Annotated in this window: 14 protein-coding genes; 6 read left to right on the plus strand and 8 right to left on the minus strand. The window is 71.8% G+C overall.

Going from position 1 to position 16,170, the window contains the following annotated elements; genetic code table 11:
• The first annotated feature begins 97 nt into the window (after positions 1-97).
• The 3 genes from ACIBAE_RS20200 (at position 98) to ACIBAE_RS20210 (ending at position 2,202) form a co-directional block, all read left to right on the plus strand.
• A complete protein-coding gene (locus ACIBAE_RS20200) occupies positions 98-571 on the plus strand; it encodes a septum formation initiator family protein (RefSeq protein WP_399287157.1) in 474 nt (157 codons plus the stop codon).
• 147 nt (positions 572-718) lie between these two features.
• Positions 719-1,264 carry a DUF501 domain-containing protein gene (locus tag ACIBAE_RS20205; protein ID WP_399287160.1) on the plus strand — a complete coding sequence of 182 codons (546 nt, stop codon included), beginning with the start codon at positions 719-721 and terminating at the stop codon, positions 1,262-1,264.
• Complete coding sequence (locus tag ACIBAE_RS20210; RefSeq protein ID WP_399287164.1) at positions 1,261-2,202, plus strand: exopolyphosphatase; 942 nt, start codon at positions 1,261-1,263, stop codon at positions 2,200-2,202. The genes ACIBAE_RS20205 and ACIBAE_RS20210 overlap by 4 nt, the downstream gene beginning before the upstream one ends.
• A gap of 52 nt (positions 2,203-2,254) precedes the next feature.
• On the opposite strand, the gene ACIBAE_RS20215 is transcribed toward ACIBAE_RS20210, so the two are convergent.
• The 4 genes from ACIBAE_RS20215 to ACIBAE_RS20230 form a co-directional block, all read right to left on the minus strand.
• Positions 2,255-2,524 carry a type II toxin-antitoxin system RelE/ParE family toxin gene (locus tag ACIBAE_RS20215; protein WP_399287167.1) on the minus strand — a complete coding sequence of 90 codons (270 nt, stop codon included), beginning with the start codon at positions 2,522-2,524 and terminating at the stop codon, positions 2,255-2,257.
• The gene (locus ACIBAE_RS20220) at positions 2,521-2,793 is read right to left on the minus strand and encodes a type II toxin-antitoxin system Phd/YefM family antitoxin (protein ID WP_399287169.1); all 273 of its coding nucleotides are present in this window, start codon (positions 2,791-2,793) and stop codon (positions 2,521-2,523) included. Before ACIBAE_RS20220 ends, ACIBAE_RS20215 begins: the two co-directional genes overlap by 4 nt.
• Before the next feature lie 116 nt (positions 2,794-2,909).
• Positions 2,910-5,486, minus strand: coding sequence for an ABC transporter permease (locus ACIBAE_RS20225; protein WP_399287171.1), 2,577 nt, complete (start codon positions 5,484-5,486; stop codon positions 2,910-2,912).
• A complete protein-coding gene (locus ACIBAE_RS20230) occupies positions 5,483-6,271 on the minus strand; it encodes an ABC transporter ATP-binding protein (protein ID WP_399287173.1) in 789 nt (262 codons plus the stop codon). Before ACIBAE_RS20230 ends, ACIBAE_RS20225 begins: the two co-directional genes overlap by 4 nt.
• Before the next feature lie 655 nt (positions 6,272-6,926).
• Between ACIBAE_RS20230 and ACIBAE_RS20235 the strand changes: the two genes are divergently transcribed.
• Positions 6,927-8,597 (plus strand): MFS transporter, encoded by a 1,671-nt coding sequence (locus ACIBAE_RS20235; RefSeq protein ID WP_399287407.1) that lies wholly within the window; start codon positions 6,927-6,929, stop codon positions 8,595-8,597.
• A gap of 83 nt (positions 8,598-8,680) precedes the next feature.
• Here ACIBAE_RS20235 and ACIBAE_RS20240 read toward each other — a convergent pair whose 3' ends face one another.
• From ACIBAE_RS20240 to ACIBAE_RS20250, 3 genes are all read right to left on the minus strand, one after another.
• Positions 8,681-9,571 carry a cellulose-binding protein gene (locus tag ACIBAE_RS20240; RefSeq protein ID WP_399287176.1) on the minus strand — a complete coding sequence of 297 codons (891 nt, stop codon included), beginning with the start codon at positions 9,569-9,571 and terminating at the stop codon, positions 8,681-8,683.
• Between the two features lie 324 nt (positions 9,572-9,895).
• Entirely contained in the window at positions 9,896-12,316 is a 2,421-nt protein-coding gene (locus tag ACIBAE_RS20245; protein ID WP_399287179.1) for an SUKH-4 family immunity protein, read from the minus strand.
• Positions 12,313-13,290 (minus strand): SMI1/KNR4 family protein, encoded by a 978-nt coding sequence (locus ACIBAE_RS20250; RefSeq protein ID WP_399287182.1) that lies wholly within the window; start codon positions 13,288-13,290, stop codon positions 12,313-12,315. The genes ACIBAE_RS20245 and ACIBAE_RS20250 overlap by 4 nt, the downstream gene beginning before the upstream one ends.
• Before the next feature lie 314 nt (positions 13,291-13,604).
• On the opposite strand from ACIBAE_RS20250, the gene ACIBAE_RS20255 reads away from it, so the two are divergent.
• Both ACIBAE_RS20255 and ACIBAE_RS20260 read left to right on the plus strand, forming a co-directional pair.
• Positions 13,605-14,105, plus strand: coding sequence for a YwqJ-related putative deaminase (locus ACIBAE_RS20255; protein WP_399287185.1), 501 nt, complete (start codon positions 13,605-13,607; stop codon positions 14,103-14,105).
• A 2-nt stretch (positions 14,106-14,107) separates the two neighbouring features.
• Positions 14,108-14,596 carry an SUKH-3 domain-containing protein gene (locus tag ACIBAE_RS20260; RefSeq protein ID WP_399287188.1) on the plus strand — a complete coding sequence of 163 codons (489 nt, stop codon included), beginning with the start codon at positions 14,108-14,110 and terminating at the stop codon, positions 14,594-14,596.
• A gap of 138 nt (positions 14,597-14,734) precedes the next feature.
• Here ACIBAE_RS20260 and ACIBAE_RS20265 read toward each other — a convergent pair whose 3' ends face one another.
• Positions 14,735-16,051 carry a sensor histidine kinase gene (locus ACIBAE_RS20265; RefSeq protein ID WP_399287191.1) on the minus strand — a complete coding sequence of 439 codons (1,317 nt, stop codon included), beginning with the start codon at positions 16,049-16,051 and terminating at the stop codon, positions 14,735-14,737.
• Positions 16,052-16,170 lie beyond the last annotated feature (119 nt).

Consider the following 16,170-nt stretch of genomic DNA (forward strand, 5'->3'; position numbering starts at 1 on the left):
GGTCCGTCGGGCGCCGACCCGCCCGTCGTCGTCACGTCCCCGGCCCCGGTCCCGTACCGTGTCCGGGGACGTACGCACGTAACAGGGGAGGCGGGACATGGCCGGGAACCGGGACCGGTTCTCCACCGCGACCAGGCTGCGGGTGCTCGGTGAGCAGACCGCCGCCCGTGTCTACCGCTCGCAGAGCCGCAGGCAGGACCGCCGCTCGCGGCTCACCGGCCGGGCGGCTTTCCTCGCCCTGGTCGTCTGCACGCTGGTGGTGGCGCTCGCGTATCCGATGCGGCAGTACGTGTCGCAGCGGGACGAGATCGCCGACCAGGAGCGGCTCACCGCCGAGGCGAAGCAGCGGGTCGAGGAGTTGCGCGACGAGAAGGCGCGGCTCCAGGACGACGCGTACATCCAGCGGCAGGCCCGCGAGCATCTGCACTACCTGATGCCGGGTGAGACCGCCTTCACCATGATCGATCCGGCAGCGGTGAAGCAGGAGCGCGAGGAACGGGGAGCGACCGACCGCCCCTGGTACTCGAACGTCCTGGACGGCGTCGACAACGCCGACCGCCCGGACAGGTAGGACGACCGCAGGTCCGCGGCGGACGTCGCGGCACGCCGGAGTCCGAAGCGGTCCGCAGCACGAAGCGGTACGAAGCCTCAAGCAGCACACGAAGCAGTCCGACGTACGAAGTCCGAAGAACCGTAGAACCGTAGAACCAAGGCAGGCATGGACACGCCCCCTCCGCAGACCGAACGCACCGAGCCCACCGAGGCGGACATCGCCGCTTTCAAGGAACAGCTCGGCCGCCCGCCGCGCGGGCTGCGTGCCATCGCGCACCGCTGTCCCTGCGGGCAGCCGGACGTGGTCGAGACCGCCCCCCGGCTCCCCGACGGCACCCCCTTCCCGACGACGTACTACCTGACGTGCCCACGCGCGGCCTCGGCCATCGGCACGCTGGAGGCGAACGGCGTCATGAAGGAGATGACCGAGCGCCTCACGACCGACCCCGAGCTGGCCGCCGCGTACCGTGCGGCCCACGAGGACTACATCGCCCGCCGTGACGCCATCGACGTGCTGGAGGGCTTCCCCAGCGCCGGCGGTATGCCGGACCGGGTGAAGTGCCTGCACGTCCTGGTCGGCCACTCGCTGGCGGCGGGCCCCGGGGTGAACCCGCTCGGCGACGAGGCGCTGGCGATGCTGCCGGAGTGGTGGAGCAAGGGCCCCTGCGTGACTCCCTGCCTGACGCCCGGTGAGAGGGAGACAGCCGCATGACCAGGGTCGCCGCCATCGACTGCGGTACGAACTCCATCCGCCTGCTCATCGCCGACGCCCACCCCGGCACGGGCGAGCTGACCGACCTCGACCGGCGGATGACGATCGTCCGGCTGGGTCAGGACGTCGACCGGACGGGCCGCCTCGCCCCCGAGGCGCTGGAGCGCACCTTCGCCGCCTGCCGCGAGTACGCCGCCGCCATCAAGGAGCACGGAGCCGAGCGGATCCGCTTCGTGGCCACCTCCGCCTCGCGCGACGCCGAGAACCGCGACGAATTCGTCCGTGGGGTGCGCGACATCCTCGGCGTCGAGCCCGAGGTGATCACCGGCGACCAGGAGGCGGCGTTCTCCTTCACCGGCGCCACCAAGGAGCTGCCGGGCCAGGACAGTTACCTGGTCGTGGACATCGGCGGCGGCTCGACCGAGTTCGTCGTCGGCGACGCCGAGGTACGGGCCGCGCGCTCCGTGGACGTCGGCTGCGTACGGCTGACGGAACGCCACCTCGTACGGGACGGCGTGATCAGCGACCCGCCCACCCCCGCCGGGATCGACGCGATCCGTGCCGACATCGAGGCGGCCCTCGACCTCGCCGGAGAGACCGTCCCGCTGCGCGAGCCCCGCACCCTGGTGGGCCTCGCCGGTTCGGTGACCACGGTGGCCGGGATCGCGCTCGGCCTGAGCGCGTACGACTCCGCCGCGATCCACCACTCCCGCATGTCGTACGAGCAGGTCCGCGCCATCACCGAGCGCCTGCTCACGGCCACCCACGAAGAACGCGCCGCGATCCCCGTCATGCACCCGGGCCGGGTCGACGTGATCGCCGCCGGCTCGCTCATCCTGCTCTCGGTCATGGAACGCACGGGCGCGCGCGAGGTCGTCGTCAGCGAGCACGACATCCTCGACGGCATCGCGTGGTCGTGCGCGCTCGACGACGCGTGACGCTCCTGGACAGGTAGCCGTCCGGAGCCCGGGGCTCCGGACGGCCCGCTTGTCAGATGCCCCGGTAACTATCGCGCCGGTCGCCCACCGTGACCACGAGGATGATGAGTTCGCCGTCCTCGACCTGGTAGGCGACCCGGTGGTTGCCGACCCGGATCCGGTAGAGACCTGACGAGCCCCTGAGTTGCTTGACGTCCGCGTCCTCACGGTACGGATCGTCACCGAGCGCGGTCAGCGCGGCGAGGATGCGCATGGCGGCGGGCCGCTCGATGGCACGAAGCTGCCGCTGGGCCGCTGTGGTGAACCGGAACGCGTATTTCATGCCGCGTCGTCTGTGCGCTCGGCGAACAGGTCTGCCAACAGCTCGGCCATGGTCACGGTGGGGCCGCCCGTGGCCAGGACCTCTTCCGCCTCCCGGGCCAGCAGCACATCGGCCGCTTCTTCCAGCGCGTCGAAGTCCTCGATCGGCACCACGGCCGCGACGGGCACGCCGTTGCGGGTGATCACCGTGGGTGTGCCCTGCTCGGCACGATTGATGTGGTCCGCCAAGTGCGCACGGGCTTCTCGTACGGTCACAGTGCTCTCAGCCATATACGCGTCATCGTGTACACGGTGACGCGAGGATGCGCTGTGCCGGTGGCTGTACGCGGTCCGGCCCGGTGGCGTTGGAGGACGCCACCGGGCCGGACCGCACCACCGTACCGCCCCTACTCCGTGGCGATCGCGGCCAGGACGTTCATCCGGCCCGCCCGGAACGCCGGGACCAGTGCCGCGAAGAGGCCGACGAAGGCCGAGGCGACGAAGACCGCCACGATCGTCGGCCAGGGGATGTCCAGGACGCCGAGCCCCTCCAGGGCCAGCAGCTTCTGTGCCGCCGTGCCCCAGCCGAGGCCGAGGCCCAGGCCGAGCAGGGCGCCGAAGAGGGCGATGACCACCGACTCCAGGCGGATCATGCGGCGCAGCTGGCGGCGGGAGAGGCCCACGGCGCGCAGCAGGCCGATCTCGCGGGTCCGCTCCACCACCGACAGGGCCAGGGTGTTCACCACGCCCAGCACGGCGACGATGATCGCGAGGGCCAGCAGGCCGTAGACGATGTTGAGCAGCTGGCCTATCCGGTCCTTGAGGTCCTGCTTGAAGTCGGTCCTGTCCTGCACGGTGTACTGCGGATAGGCGGCGAGCGAGTCCTTGAGAGCCGCGTACGCCTCCTTCTCCCTGCCGTCCTCGGCCACCGCGAACATGATCAGGTTCTTGGGCATCCGGTCGGCGGACAGGTACCGCTCGGCGGTCGTGATGTTCGTGTACATCACGCCGCCGTCGATGCTGGTGTCGTCCGAGGTGATCGCGGCGACCTTCAGCCGGGCCGTCGCACCGCCCGTGAAGGCGACCGTCATGCTGTCGCCGACCGTGATCCCGTGCGCGGTGGCGTAGGTGTCGCCGACCGACATGGCGTTCTTCACGTACGCCGCCGACAGCTCCCCGGCCACGGTCTCCCGGCGCAGGTCCTGGGCGTACGTGGGGTCGGCCGCGATCAGGTCTCCGCTCCCGGTCGTGCCGTCGGGCGCGGTCAGCTTCGCGTCGATGCTCCTGTACCGGGTGACGTGTGCGATGCCCGGCACCTTTTCCACCGCCGCCTCGACCTGCGGCACGATCGGCAGGCCGGTGCTGGACTGGACGATGAAGTCCGCGCCCACGGATCTGTCCAGCTCATCGGCGGCGGAGGCGACCATCGAGGAGCCGACGACCGACAGGCAGGCCACCAGAGCGAGCCCGATCATCAGGGCGGCGCCGGTCGCTCCCGTACGCCGTGGGTTACGGAGCGCGTTGCGCTCGGCCATCCGGCCGACCGGGCCGAACACCCGCAGCACGACCGCGCTGAGCGCCCGGATCACCCCGCCCGCGAGCAGCGGGCCGATGACGACGAAGCCGATGAGCGTGAGGACGACACCGGCCCCGAGGAACAGCGACCCTTCGCCCGACTCGTCGGCCCTGGCCGAGGTCAGCAGAGCGGCGGTCCCGGCGGCGGTGAGGACCAGGCCGAGGACCGCCCTGATCCACCCGGAGCGGCCGTCTGCCGGGGTTCCGGCGTCACGCAGCGCGGCCATCGGGGATATCTTCCCGGCCCGCCGGGCGGGCACGTAGGCCGCGACGACGGTGACCACGACACCGAGGGCGAGTCCGATCGCCGGGGTCGTCCACCGCACGGTCAGATCCCGCGTGGACAGCTCCATGCCCATGGCCGCCATGAGCTTCATCAGCCCGACGGCGAGCCCCACACCGGCGCCGACACCGGCGACCGACCCGAACACACCGAGCAGCACCGCCTCCAGCAGCACCGAGCGGTTGACCTGCTTACGGCTGGAGCCGAGCGCCCGCATCAGACCGATTTCCCTGGTCCGCTGGGCGACCAGCATCGAGAACGTGTTCACGATGAGGAAGATGCCGACGAGGAAGGCGATCCCGGCGAAGCCGAGCATCGCGTACTTCATGACGTCCAGGAACGAACCGACGTCCGCGCGGTTGGCGTCCGCCGCCTCCTGCCGCGTCTGGAGCTTGTACGGTCCGCCCGCGAGCGCCGCCGCCACTCCCCGCTTCAGCTCGGTGTCGCCGACGCCCGGCTTCGCGGTGACGTTGAGATGGGTGAACCGGCCGGGGGCGCCGAGCAGTTCACGCTGGGCGGTCGCCGTGTCGAAGTAGACGACCGCCGCGCCCGGGTTGGTGACGGTGAACGTGGCGATACCGGAGATCTTCGCCGTGAGGTCCCCCGTGACCGCGATGGTGCGCAGCTCGTCACCGATCGCCAGCTGGTGCTTCCCGGCGGTGTCGGCGTCGACCATCACCTCGGCCGGGCCGCGCGGGGCGTGACCGGAGGTGATCTCCATCGAGCGGAGTTCGTTGCGGTTCCAGTTACCGGCGATCGTCGGGGCGCCGCTGGTCGAGCCCATGTTCTTGTTGTCGGCGTCGACGACGGTCACGCTCATGCTCATGACCGCGCCCTCGACGTCCTGGACGCCGTCCGCCGCCCGGACCGTCCCGACGACGGAGGCGGGCAGCGATTCGGGTCTGCCGGTCCCCGGGGTGTCGCTCGCGCCCCGGGCCGCCTCGGGGCTGACCGTGACATCGGCGGAGGTGGCGGCGAAGAGCTTGTCGAACGTCGTGTTCATGGTGTCCGTGAACACGAGCGTCCCGGACACGAAGGCCACCGACAGCAGGACCGCGACGGCGGAGAGCGCCATCCGTCCCTTGTGCGCGAAGAAGTTGCGCATCGAGGTCGTGAAGACGGTCACGAGGTCCGCCCCCGCGCGTCGAAGTCCTTCATCCGGTCGAGAACGGCGTCGGCCGTCGGCCGGGACATCTCGTCCACGATCCGGCCGTCCGCCAGATAGAGCACCCGGTCCGCGTACGAGGCGGCGACCGGGTCGTGCGTGACCATCACGATCGTCTGCTCCAGCTCGTCGACCGAGCGGCGCAGGAAGCCCAGCACCTCGGCGCCCGCCCGCGAGTCCAGATTCCCGGTCGGCTCGTCACCGAAGATGATCTCGGGCCGGGCGGCGAGCGCCCTGGCCACGGCCACCCGCTGCTGCTGACCGCCCGACAGCTGCGTCGGCCGGTGCTTCAGCCGGTCGGCGAGCCCCACCGTCTCCACCACCTGCCGCAGCCACGGCCCGTCCGGCTTACGGCCGGCGATGTCCATGGGCAGGGTGATGTTCTCCAGGGCGTTGAGCGTCGGCAGCAGGTTGAACGCCTGGAAGATGAACCCGATCCGGTCCCGGCGCAGCTGTGTGAGGCGCTTGTCCTTCAGCTTCGTGATCTCGGTCTCGTCGAGGAAGATCTCGCCCGATGTGACCGTGTCCAGACCGGCCAGGCAGTGCATCAGCGTCGACTTGCCCGACCCGGACGGGCCCATGATCGCGGTGAACCGCCCCCGGGCGATGTCCACATCGACGTGGTCCAGCGCGACGACCCGGGTCTCCCCGGACCCGTACGCCTTGAGGACCTGCCGCGCTCGCGCCGCGACGGCCGTACGCCCTCCAGCACCCCCGCGCCTGGGAATGGTCACAGCCGTTGTCACGGTAAGTCTCCTATGTCAGCCATGTCGGCCATACCGGCTGCGTGAGCCGGCATGGCGTGATCCTGTGTGTTCCGAGTCTGCTGTCCGCGGGGCCCCCGGCGCGCTGGTGCGCAGCGCAGTCTTCACCTGGGGTTTTCCCCACCCCCGTGCCTGCGGCGGGCCTCAGAGCCTGCCCCGCCCGAGCCGTAGGACCACGGTATGGAACGCGAGACGGACTTCTCCTCCTCCACCGGGACGAACGACCCCCGGTCCGGCGTCAGGAGAAGTCCCTAGGGGGTGTTGCGAAAGCAGCGCCGTCCGCCCGAAGGGCGGGGCTCACGGCGTCCGGTGCGTGCCATCGCAGGGCGGAGGACCGTCCTCGTACGGGACGTACGTGGACGACTCCGACAACGCGGCGCGTGTGCGTGCCAGGCGTCGCGAGCCAGGCGGGACTTTCGCGACAGGTCCTGGGGGGCGCCACCGCCGGGCGGGGCTCACGGGTGGGGTTCCCGCGCGCGGAGTCCTCCCGGAGTGCGCCCTCCCGGCCCGTGACCTGCGAATGAGAAGGTGTCCCCAGGAAATACATGCATAGGGAAGGGATCTTGTGAGCGGCGCCGGCGGAAGTACCGAGGACACCGGACGTACCGGAGCGATACCCGAACCCCCGCCCCCGGCCATGCCGGTGACCCCGGCTCAGCCCGCTCCCCCGGCCACGCCCGTAACCCCGGCGCGGCCCGCTCCCGCGATCCCGGCTCAGCCCGCTCCCTCGGCCCCGGCGCAGCCCGCACCCGCGACCCCGGCCGCCGGCCCGGCCCCGGATCCCGCCCCGGCAGCCCCCGCCGCGCGCGGCCGGGGACCCGTCGTCGCCGCGCTGATGCTCGGCATGGCGCTCGCCGCCCTGGACGGCACCATCGTCTCCACGGCCGTCCCGCAGATCGTCGGCGACCTCGGCGGCTTCGCCGTCTTCTCCTGGCTCTTCTCCGGCTACCTGCTCGCCGTGACCGTCACCCTGCCCGTGTACGGAAAGCTCTCCGACACCTTCGGCCGCAAACCCGTCCTGATCGCGGGCATCATCCTCTTCCTCGTCGGCTCACTGCTCTGCGCCACCGCCTGGAGCATGGCCTCGCTGATCGCCTTCCGCATCGTCCAGGGCCTCGGCGGCGGCGCCCTCCAGGGCACGGTGCAGACCATCGCCGCCGACCTCTACCCCCTCAAGGAACGCCCCAAGATCCAGGCCAAGCTGTCCACGGTCTGGGCCACCTCGGCCGTCGCGGGACCCGCCGTCGGCGGGCTGCTCGCGGGATACGCGGACTGGCGCTGGATCTTCCTCATCAACCTCCCGGTCGGCGCGCTCGCCCTCTGGCTGGTCATCCGCTACCTGCACGAACCCGCCCGCAAGCTGGTCCGTACGGCCACCTCGGCCCGCCCCCGGATCGACTGGGCGGGCGCCCTGGCCGTCTTCGCCACCGGCGCGCTGCTGCTCACCGCCCTCGTCCAGGGCGGCGTGGCCTGGCCCTGGATCTCCGGGCCCTCGTTCGCCTTCTTCGGCGCCGCCGCGATCCTCGGCGCCGCCACCGTCACCATCGAACGCCGGGCCGCCGAACCGATCATCCCCGGCTGGGTATGGCGCCGCCGCACCATCGCCGCCGTCAACCTCGCTCTCGGCGCACTCGGCCTGCTGATGGTCGCCCCGACCGTCTTCGTGCCGACCTACGCCCAGTCCGTACTCGGCCTCGGCCCCATCGCCGCCGGCTTCGTCCTCTCCGCGATGACCCTCAGCTGGCCGGTCAGCGCGGCCCTCTCCAACCGCCTCTACAACCGCATCGGCTTCCGCCAGACCGCCATCATCGGCATCTCGTGCGCCCTGCTGGTCCTGCTCGCCTTCCCCCTCCTGCCCTTCCCCGGACAGGCCTGGCAGCCGGCACTGATCATGCTGCTGCTCGGGGGTGCGCTCGGCCTCTTCCAGCTCCCCCTGATCGTCGGGGTCCAGTCGACGGTCGGCTGGTCGGAACGCGGCACGGCCACCGCGTCGATACTCTTCTGCCGCCAGGTCGGCCAGAGCGTGGGCGCCGCGCTCTTCGGCGCCATCGCCAACGGGATACTCGCCTCCCGGCTCACCCACGCGCCCGACCCGGCCCTGCCGAAGGACCTGGACGCGGTCAGCCACGCCCTGGAGAACCCGGCCGCGCTCACCGCCGAAGCGGCTCTCTACCTGCGCCGGGCGGTGGACACGGCGGTCGATCACGTCTTCCTGGGCGCGGCGGCAGCGGCGGCCGTCTCCCTGCTGGCCCTCATCTTCGTGGCCCCCCGCCGCTTCCCGGTCCTGTCGGAGAAGGACAGCGGCTGACCGGACGGGACAGGCGCCCGGCCCGGGGCCGCGCACCGCCGCCCCGGGAGACCCGTCCCCGGCCACCGCCGCCCGCCCCGGCCTCAGCCCTCCGCCGGGGCCCGTCCCGTCAGCGCCGCCAGACTGTTCCGTACATGCGCCATGTGCGCCTGCATCTCCTCGCGGGACTCGGTGTGCTCCCGCAGCACCCGCTCCGTGTCCCGTCCCACCCGTTCCGCCCGCGCCTCCGCCTGGGCCACCAGCTCCGCCGCCCGCGCCTGCGCGTCCTCCTGGACACCCCGCGCCTGCTCCCCGGCGTCGGAGAACACCTTCTGCGCCTCCATCAGCCCGGCCTGCGCGTACGCCGCGAGCTCCGCGTGCTGGAGATCCAACACGGCCTCCCGGGCGGCGAATTCACGCTCCAGCGCCTCCAGCCGCTCCGCCTGCGCCCGCTCCCGCACGTCGGTGGCGGCCTCGGCACGCAGGCGCCGCTCCTTGAGCACGCCCAGCACTTCCCCGCGCCGCTCCTTGATCTCGCGCCGCGCCTCGATCCGCTCCTCGTCCGCCACGCCCTGCGCGGCCTCCAGCACCTGCTGGGCGTACGCCTCCGCCTCCGCCCGTACCGCGTCGGCCGCCGCCCTGGCCGCGTCCCGGATGTCGCGCCCCGCCGCGTCCGCCGCGTCGAGCAGCGCCTGGCCCTCGTCGCGCGCCCTGCCCCGTACCGCCTCGCCCTCCTCCACCGTGAGGAGCAGGAGCTGCTGGGCACGGCCGCCGAGCGACTCGTACGTCTGCGGTACGAGCGCCGCCACCTGCTCCCGCAGCAGATCCGTCTCGCCTTCCATCCGCTTCGCGAGGACCGTGAGCCGGGCCGCGCGTTCCCAGAGATCGTCGCGCTGCTGGCACAGCACGGAGACCCGCTGGTCGACCTGCTCGGGGCGGTAGCCACGACCGCGCACGGGCACGAAGCCATGAGCCGAGAACTGTGCAGCACTCATCCTGAGGCCTTCCTCCGACAGACAACCGACAGACAACCGACAGATACCAGGACAACAGACATAACAGGTGCAACGGGCACAACGGAGGCACGGCAAGCGGCCGGAACAACCGGCAGACACCTACAGACAATGCCATCCGGCGCAATCCTGCTTGATCGAAGCGAAGTGCTCATAATGCGACACTCCGGCCATCCATTCCGGTCAAGGATGCGGCATCACGCGGAGAAAGCCGGAAATGACGGAGGCGCCCACCGCATCAAGCGGTGAGCGCCTCAGCCGTTCGGCCGAACCGGGCCGGACATATTTCAGATCACAGGTCGCCGATCACAGCAGCCCGTCCCACATCTGCTCCAGCAGCACCGACCACCAGTTCTCCGGCGACGACAGCGCCGCCGGGTCGAGCGCCGCGAGCTGCGCCTGGAAGTCAACGGTCCAACGGCCCGCCTGCTCCGGGGTGAGACCGAAACGCAGCCGCCACATCCGGCCCAGCAGCGCCAGCGAGCGCGTGAACTCCGGCAGCCCGGTGTTCACGAACTGCACCGGCAGCACCTGCCCGCCCGCCTCCGCCTCGACCGGCACGGCCATGATGTGCGCCGTGCCGTACTGCACACAGAGCGCCCGGCCGAAGTCGCTGCCCATCACCAGATACGAACTCGCGTCGGCAGCCGCCCGCACCTGCCGCTGCGCCGCCAGCTCGGCCAGCGTCGGCACCACGGGCTGAGCCGGCTGCGCCCAGAAGAACGGCCCGAAATCAGCCGGCAGCCCCGCCCACATCAGTGTCCGCGCCACGACGTCCGGCACACCCTGCCGGGACACCGCCCGCTGGTCGTACCGGCAGAGGGCCTGCGGACCGAACGCCCCCATCAGCTCCTGCGCGATCCCCTCCGGCGGGATCGGCGGCGCGGGCGCCACCGGCGGCAACGGCGCGCGCACCGGCGCCGGCCGCGCGGGGCCGTCCGCGACCTGATGCAACTCGCCCTGGTGGGTGAGCAGATGCCGCATCCCCTGCTGCCGGCTCGCGTGATCCTGACCGTACGGGGCGACACTCGTGATCCGCACCTGCGGCCAGGTCTCCCGGATCATCCGGGCACAGTAGGCACCGGGCAGCTCGCAGGACTCCAGCTCGGTGTGCAGCTCCAGCACCTGCTGCGGCGGCACGTTCATGGCACGCAGCTCGTGCAGGATCTGCCACTCCGGATGCGGAGTGCCGGGCGCGGAACGGCGGATGAGCCGGGCCTCCGAACCATCGGGTGCCCGGTAGCGCAGCACCGCCTGATAGCCGGGACCGACGGCCGGCAGACCGCCCGGCTGCCGCGGATAGCCGTACGCCGGAGGCCGCGGCGCCCGCGGCTGCTGTACGAGACCGGGTACGGGGCCGTGGCCCGGGGCGGACGGCGGCATACCGGGCGGACCGGGCGGGCCCGGCGGCAGCGGGGCCGCCGGCGGCGGACCGCCCTGGCCAGGAGCGGCGAACATGGTCGCGGCCTGGTGCACACCGCCCGCAGGACCAGGAGGCGCACCCACGGGACCAGGGGAGCCGGGAGGCCGTGGGGGCCCGGGCATCCCCGGCTGACCGGGAGGTCCGAGAGGCCCTGGAGGCAGCGGAGTCCCCGGCATGCCCGGCACACGCGGCGGCCCGGGAGGCCCCGAGCTCTCCGGGTCCGGATGCGACACGAGCTGTGTCGGCAGGTACCCGCCCGCCGGAGCCCCGGGCGTACCCGGACCCGACGGCGGCGGAGTCGCCCCCGGCGGTGGGGTCATTCCCGGCGGCGGGGCCATTCCCGACAGAGGCGCCCCCGGCGGCCTGCCCGGCACACCCGGGGCGCTCGGCGGCGGCGGAGTCGTCGGACCGCCGCCGCGCGCGCCGCGCGGCGGCATGGTCGCCTTGCTCGTCGCGGCGTCGGCGATATCGGCGGAGCCGGCCCCCGGGAGTCGCACGGCCCCGCCCTGCGCGGGAACGGCGGGCCGCGGGGCGTCCTCGATGTCGTCGCCGGACAGCGGCGGCGCGAAGACCGTCGCCGGCAGCGGAACCGAACCCTCCTCCGCCGGGGCCGACCCGGGCGCCACGTTCATGTCGGTCCCCGACCACGGCGTGGCACCGGTGGGCACACCCGGCGGCGTAGCGGGCACAGCATCGGCCACGGGCACGTCAGTGGGCACGGCATCGGCCACGGGCACACCGGCGGGCACAGCGGCATCAGCGAGCACCGGTGCGTCAACGGGCACAGGCGCGTCGGCAAGCACCGGTGCGTCAACGGGCACAGGCGCGTCCGCAGGCACAGGCGCGTCGGCAGGCACAGGCGCCTCCGCAGGCACAGGCGCGTCAACGGGCGCGTCCGCCGGCGCCGGAGGCATCCGCCCGTCCGCGATCCCGAGCTTGTCCGCCGCGTCCTGGAGCCACTCCGGCGGGCTCAACAAGAACGACGTCTGATGCAGATCAACCCGCTGCGGCGGCCCCGGCACCGGCGCGTCCACCGGCGCCCCGTACTCCTCCTCGTACCGGCGGATCACCTCACCCACCGGCACCCCCGGCCACAACGTGACCTCACCACTGTCCCGCGCGATCACCAGCCGCTGCAGACCACCGTCCGACGGCGGACCGCCCTCCCGGTCCTCCGCCCACACCACGAAGCCCAGCTCGAACTCCCGCACCCGCACCTCACGATGCCGGTGACCGGGCACATCACCGTTCACCCACTCATCCGCGCGCTCCTGCGCCTGCGCGAAGGTCACCACCGCGCTCACCCCTCCACCGGGACAGCACGCGCGAAGCCGCCGTCCACCATCAGGTTCGCCACGGTCTCCAGCTCCGGCGGACCACCCGCCAACCGCCCCAGAAACACGTCGAAGTCATCACCGCACGGCAGCAACAACCGCTCCACACGCTCCTGAACACCCCAGCCGTCCCGGTCCCGGGCGTCGTCGTACGCACAGAACCACACAGAACCGGCCCGCTCACCACGGACCTTGACCGCCAGAATGCCGCCCTGGACGAAACCCACGCCCAGATAGTCCTTCGTCAGATGGTCCCGCAGACACTTGTTGACGTACACCAGATCATTGACCGCCGCCTCGTCCCGCACCGTGAAGAACGGCTGGTCCACCAGCAACCCCAGCTCCGGATCGAGCGCCGCCCCCACCGGAGCACACCCACCCGCCGCCTTCAGGAACGACCGGTACGCCCCCGGCAGCCGGTAACCGAGATCCTCCTCCACACCCAGCAACTGCTGCTCACCCACCGCCAGCGCACCCTTCGGCAAACCGAAATGCACCGGCCGGGCCTCCCGCAGCGGACGCGTCCCCCGCTTGTCATGATCCACCGGCGCCGTCGCCAACCCACCGTGATGACGCAGCAGCGCCTTCACCTCGACCGGCACCAGCACCAGCCTCCGCGAAACCGGCACATGATGCCAGGTCCAGCCGTGCGGGGTCGCCACCGGCGGAATCGTGTCCCACAGCTCATGACCCGCGGCGTGCAGCGCCGCGTTCGCCGACACATAGTCCGTCAGCCGCAACTCATCCACGCCGAACCCCCCAGGAGGCTCCGCGATCTCCGCCGCGGCACGCGCGTACGGCGAGAAGTCCGGATAGCCGTCATCACCCACCCGCACACCCCTGGGATGGCGGGCAGCCCGGACCGGGTCCGGGAAATGCACGACCTGCCCGGCATAGGCCGCGTTCGGTGGCGCGGCTTGCTGCCCGAGCCGACCTGTCGTCATGGCGGTTGCCCCCTGCTGCTTCCGGCTGGTTCACCACAGCCCCTGGTCCACGACAGCCTAAGCGGTACGACAAGAGGGAACCCCGACGCTCCTCCCCCACCCCGCAACCACCCCGCAACCACCCGCCCACCCGCACCGGCGCCGCCCCACGATCCCCGTGACCAACCGTCACGCACGAGTGACCCAACGGCGACACCACACCCCAATCCGCGCCCCAGCTTCCCTACGCCCTGTCACATTTGGCAGGCTGAGACCCAACTCGGGGGACGTGTACTCCCGCGGCCACCCGCCGCGGGCACGGGAGGGACAGCACCATGCGCACAGCACCACTCGACACGTCCGGCGACCCACGCCTCACCTGGAGCAGCACCGAACCGGACCACCCGCCCCCGCTCCGACAACGCCGCGACGGCATCATGCCCGCCGTCGCCGCCGCACTCTCCGTCCGCGGCGAAACCTTCACCAGCACCGCGGGCAAAGGCAACCAGCCGCCCGCCCTGCACCCCCTCGTACAAGACTTCCTCGACACCCTCACCAGCGGCCAGCGCGAACGCTTCACCGGCCGCTGCCCCGAAGCGATCCTGCTCTCCCGCCACCTCACCAGCGCCGAAACCACCCGCTCCAAACGCGCCCGCCGCAAACCCCTCACCCACGGCGAAGCCCGCCGCACCCTCAAAGGCGCCAAACTCACCGCCCGCCGGATCCGCGAGGACGGCGACCCCCTGCACGGCGGCTACGCCCCGCCCTGCCGCTCCTGCACAGCGCTCCTCGCCCACTTCGGCGTACGGCCCGTCGACCCCGCGGAGAACAGCTGACCATGCCCGAACCCGACAGCACCCGCTTCCCCGTACCCGTCGACGCCGCACTGCGCGACGCAGGCTGGCAACCCGGACGCTGGGACATAAGACAAGCCGAGGAATGGGCCGACGCCCTGCGCGCCCACACCACCCCCGCCGGCCACCGGCACACCGTCTTCCCCGCCGCCGTCGAAGTCTGGGCCGAATTCGGCGGCCTGCACCTCACCCCCACAGGACCCGGCCGGCAGATCGCCCCCACCAGCCTCCGCATCGACCCCATGGCAGGCATCCACCTCGCCCGAACCCTCGCCGACCTCGGCCGCGCCCTCGACACCGAGATCAGCCCCCTCGGCGAAGAAGGCGACAGCCAAGCCGTCCTCGCCATCGACATCACCGGCCGCGTCTTCAGCATCGACCACACCGGCGACTGGTACCTCGGAGCCGACATCGACCAGGCACTCCACACCCTGGTCACCGGCATGGAACCGGCCCGCCTCACCTCCGGCTGACAGCCCCCGGCCCACCCCGCACGGCCACCCCGCACGGCCGCCTCACACGTCAGAACTCAGACGGCAGAACTCGAACACCGGACCTCGAACACCGGCCTCGGACACCGGCCTCGAAGACCGGACCTCGGAGACCGGACCTCACGCAGCAGCCGCACGCCCGTCCGGCAACACCGCCGACACCCGGAAACCACCCGCGTCCGTCACCCCCGACACGAACACCCCGCCCAACGCCGTCACCCGCTCCCGCATCCCCACCAGACCATTCCCCCCACTCGGCAACCCCGCGTCCCGCGCACCACCGTCCGAAGGCCCGTTCTCCACCTGCATCGCGACCTCCGCCTCCCGATGCGCCAACCGCACCCGCACCTTCGCCCCCGCCGCATGCTTATGGACGTTCGTCAACGCCTCCTGCACCACCCGGAACGCCGTCTGCTCCACCTCCGGCGGATACGGACGCCACGCCCCCTGCACCGACAGCTCCACCACCATCCCCGCATCCCGGGACTGGCCCACCAACGCCTCTATGTCCCCCATACCCGGACCATCCTCGGCAGCCGCCGCAGCAGCCGCCGCGGCCGCCACCCCCACCGCCGCCAACGGCACCCCCGCCGCCTCCCGCGCCGCCACCTGCTCCCCCGCCCGCAACACCCCCAGCATCTCCCGCAACTCCGTCAGCGCCTGCCGCCCCATATCCCCCACCAGCGCCGCGTTCTTCACCGCCTTCGACGGATCCTTCAACGCCACCGCCTGCAACGCCGCCGCGTGCACCACCATCAGACTCACCCGGTGTGCCACCACGTCATGCATCTCCCGGGCGATCCGGGTCCGCTCCTCCGTACGCGCCCACTCCGCACGCTGCTCCGCCCGGTCCGCGAGCAACGACAACTCCTGCTCCAGGCTGTCCGCCCGCTCCCGCAGGCTCTCCATCAACCGCCGTCTCGCACCCACATAGAGCCCGAACAACACCGGCGGCGCCGTCAGCCCCAGCGACATCAGGACCGCCACCAGAGGCACGTACCAGGCAGCCGAATCGAAACCGTTGTCCGTCACGTTCTGCCGCGCCCGCACGAACGTCACGATCAACGTCGCCACCAGCGACATCCCCGCCAGCGCCCCGACAATCCGGCGCGGCGCCTCCGAGGCGGCGAGCGAATACAGCCCCACCAGCCCCATCAGGTAACCCATCTCCGCCGGGGTGATCGCGATCGAGACCAGCACCACCGCGAACGGCCACCGCCGCCGCACCAGCAGCACCGAACCGGCCAGCAACCCGAAGATCACCCCCAGCGGCACCAGCAACCCGGTCGTATCCGCGAACCGCGCCCCTTCGAGCCCGCACTCCAGGGCCGACACGACGGCCAGCCCCACATCCAGCACGGCACTCCGCCGCCGCCCCCACCACCAGCCGCGAGCAGTCACGCCCGCCGCGTCCTGAAGTGCCCCCGTTGTGGTCATGTCTCCCAGCGTACGGGCGCCCGCGACCCATTTTCCGGCTACCGAACCAAGCAGCTATCCGTCCCTCGAACTGATGAATCGTCCTGTTATGCGGGACAGTCGCACATATTGCCTAGGAC

It is taken from the genome of Streptomyces sp. NPDC051569 (assembly GCF_044454085.1).
Taxonomy (GTDB): domain Bacteria; phylum Actinomycetota; class Actinomycetes; order Streptomycetales; family Streptomycetaceae; genus Streptomyces.

Bases quoted from the DNA above. Each gene is read 5' to 3' on its own strand.
- ACIBAE_RS20255 (WP_399287185.1), top strand. From the start codon at position 13,605: ATGCGCACAGCACCACTCGACACGTCCGGCGACCCACGCCTCACCTGG.
- ACIBAE_RS20205 (WP_399287160.1), top strand. From the start codon at position 719: ATGGACACGCCCCCTCCGCAGACCGAACGCACCGAGCCCACCGAGGCG.
- ACIBAE_RS20220 (WP_399287169.1), bottom strand. From the start codon at position 2,793: ATGGCTGAGAGCACTGTGACCGTACGAGAAGCCCGTGCGCACTTGGCG.
- ACIBAE_RS20260 (WP_399287188.1), top strand. From the start codon at position 14,108: ATGCCCGAACCCGACAGCACCCGCTTCCCCGTACCCGTCGACGCCGCA.
- ACIBAE_RS20210 (WP_399287164.1), top strand. From the start codon at position 1,261: ATGACCAGGGTCGCCGCCATCGACTGCGGTACGAACTCCATCCGCCTG.
- ACIBAE_RS20265 (WP_399287191.1), bottom strand. From the start codon at position 16,051: ATGACCACAACGGGGGCACTTCAGGACGCGGCGGGCGTGACTGCTCGC.
- ACIBAE_RS20215 (WP_399287167.1), bottom strand. From the start codon at position 2,524: ATGAAATACGCGTTCCGGTTCACCACAGCGGCCCAGCGGCAGCTTCGT.
- ACIBAE_RS20240 (WP_399287176.1), bottom strand. From the start codon at position 9,571: ATGAGTGCTGCACAGTTCTCGGCTCATGGCTTCGTGCCCGTGCGCGGT.
- ACIBAE_RS20250 (WP_399287182.1), bottom strand. From the start codon at position 13,290: ATGACGACAGGTCGGCTCGGGCAGCAAGCCGCGCCACCGAACGCGGCC.
- ACIBAE_RS20235 (WP_399287407.1), top strand. From the start codon at position 6,927: ATGCCGGTGACCCCGGCTCAGCCCGCTCCCCCGGCCACGCCCGTAACC.
- ACIBAE_RS20200 (WP_399287157.1), top strand. From the start codon at position 98: ATGGCCGGGAACCGGGACCGGTTCTCCACCGCGACCAGGCTGCGGGTG.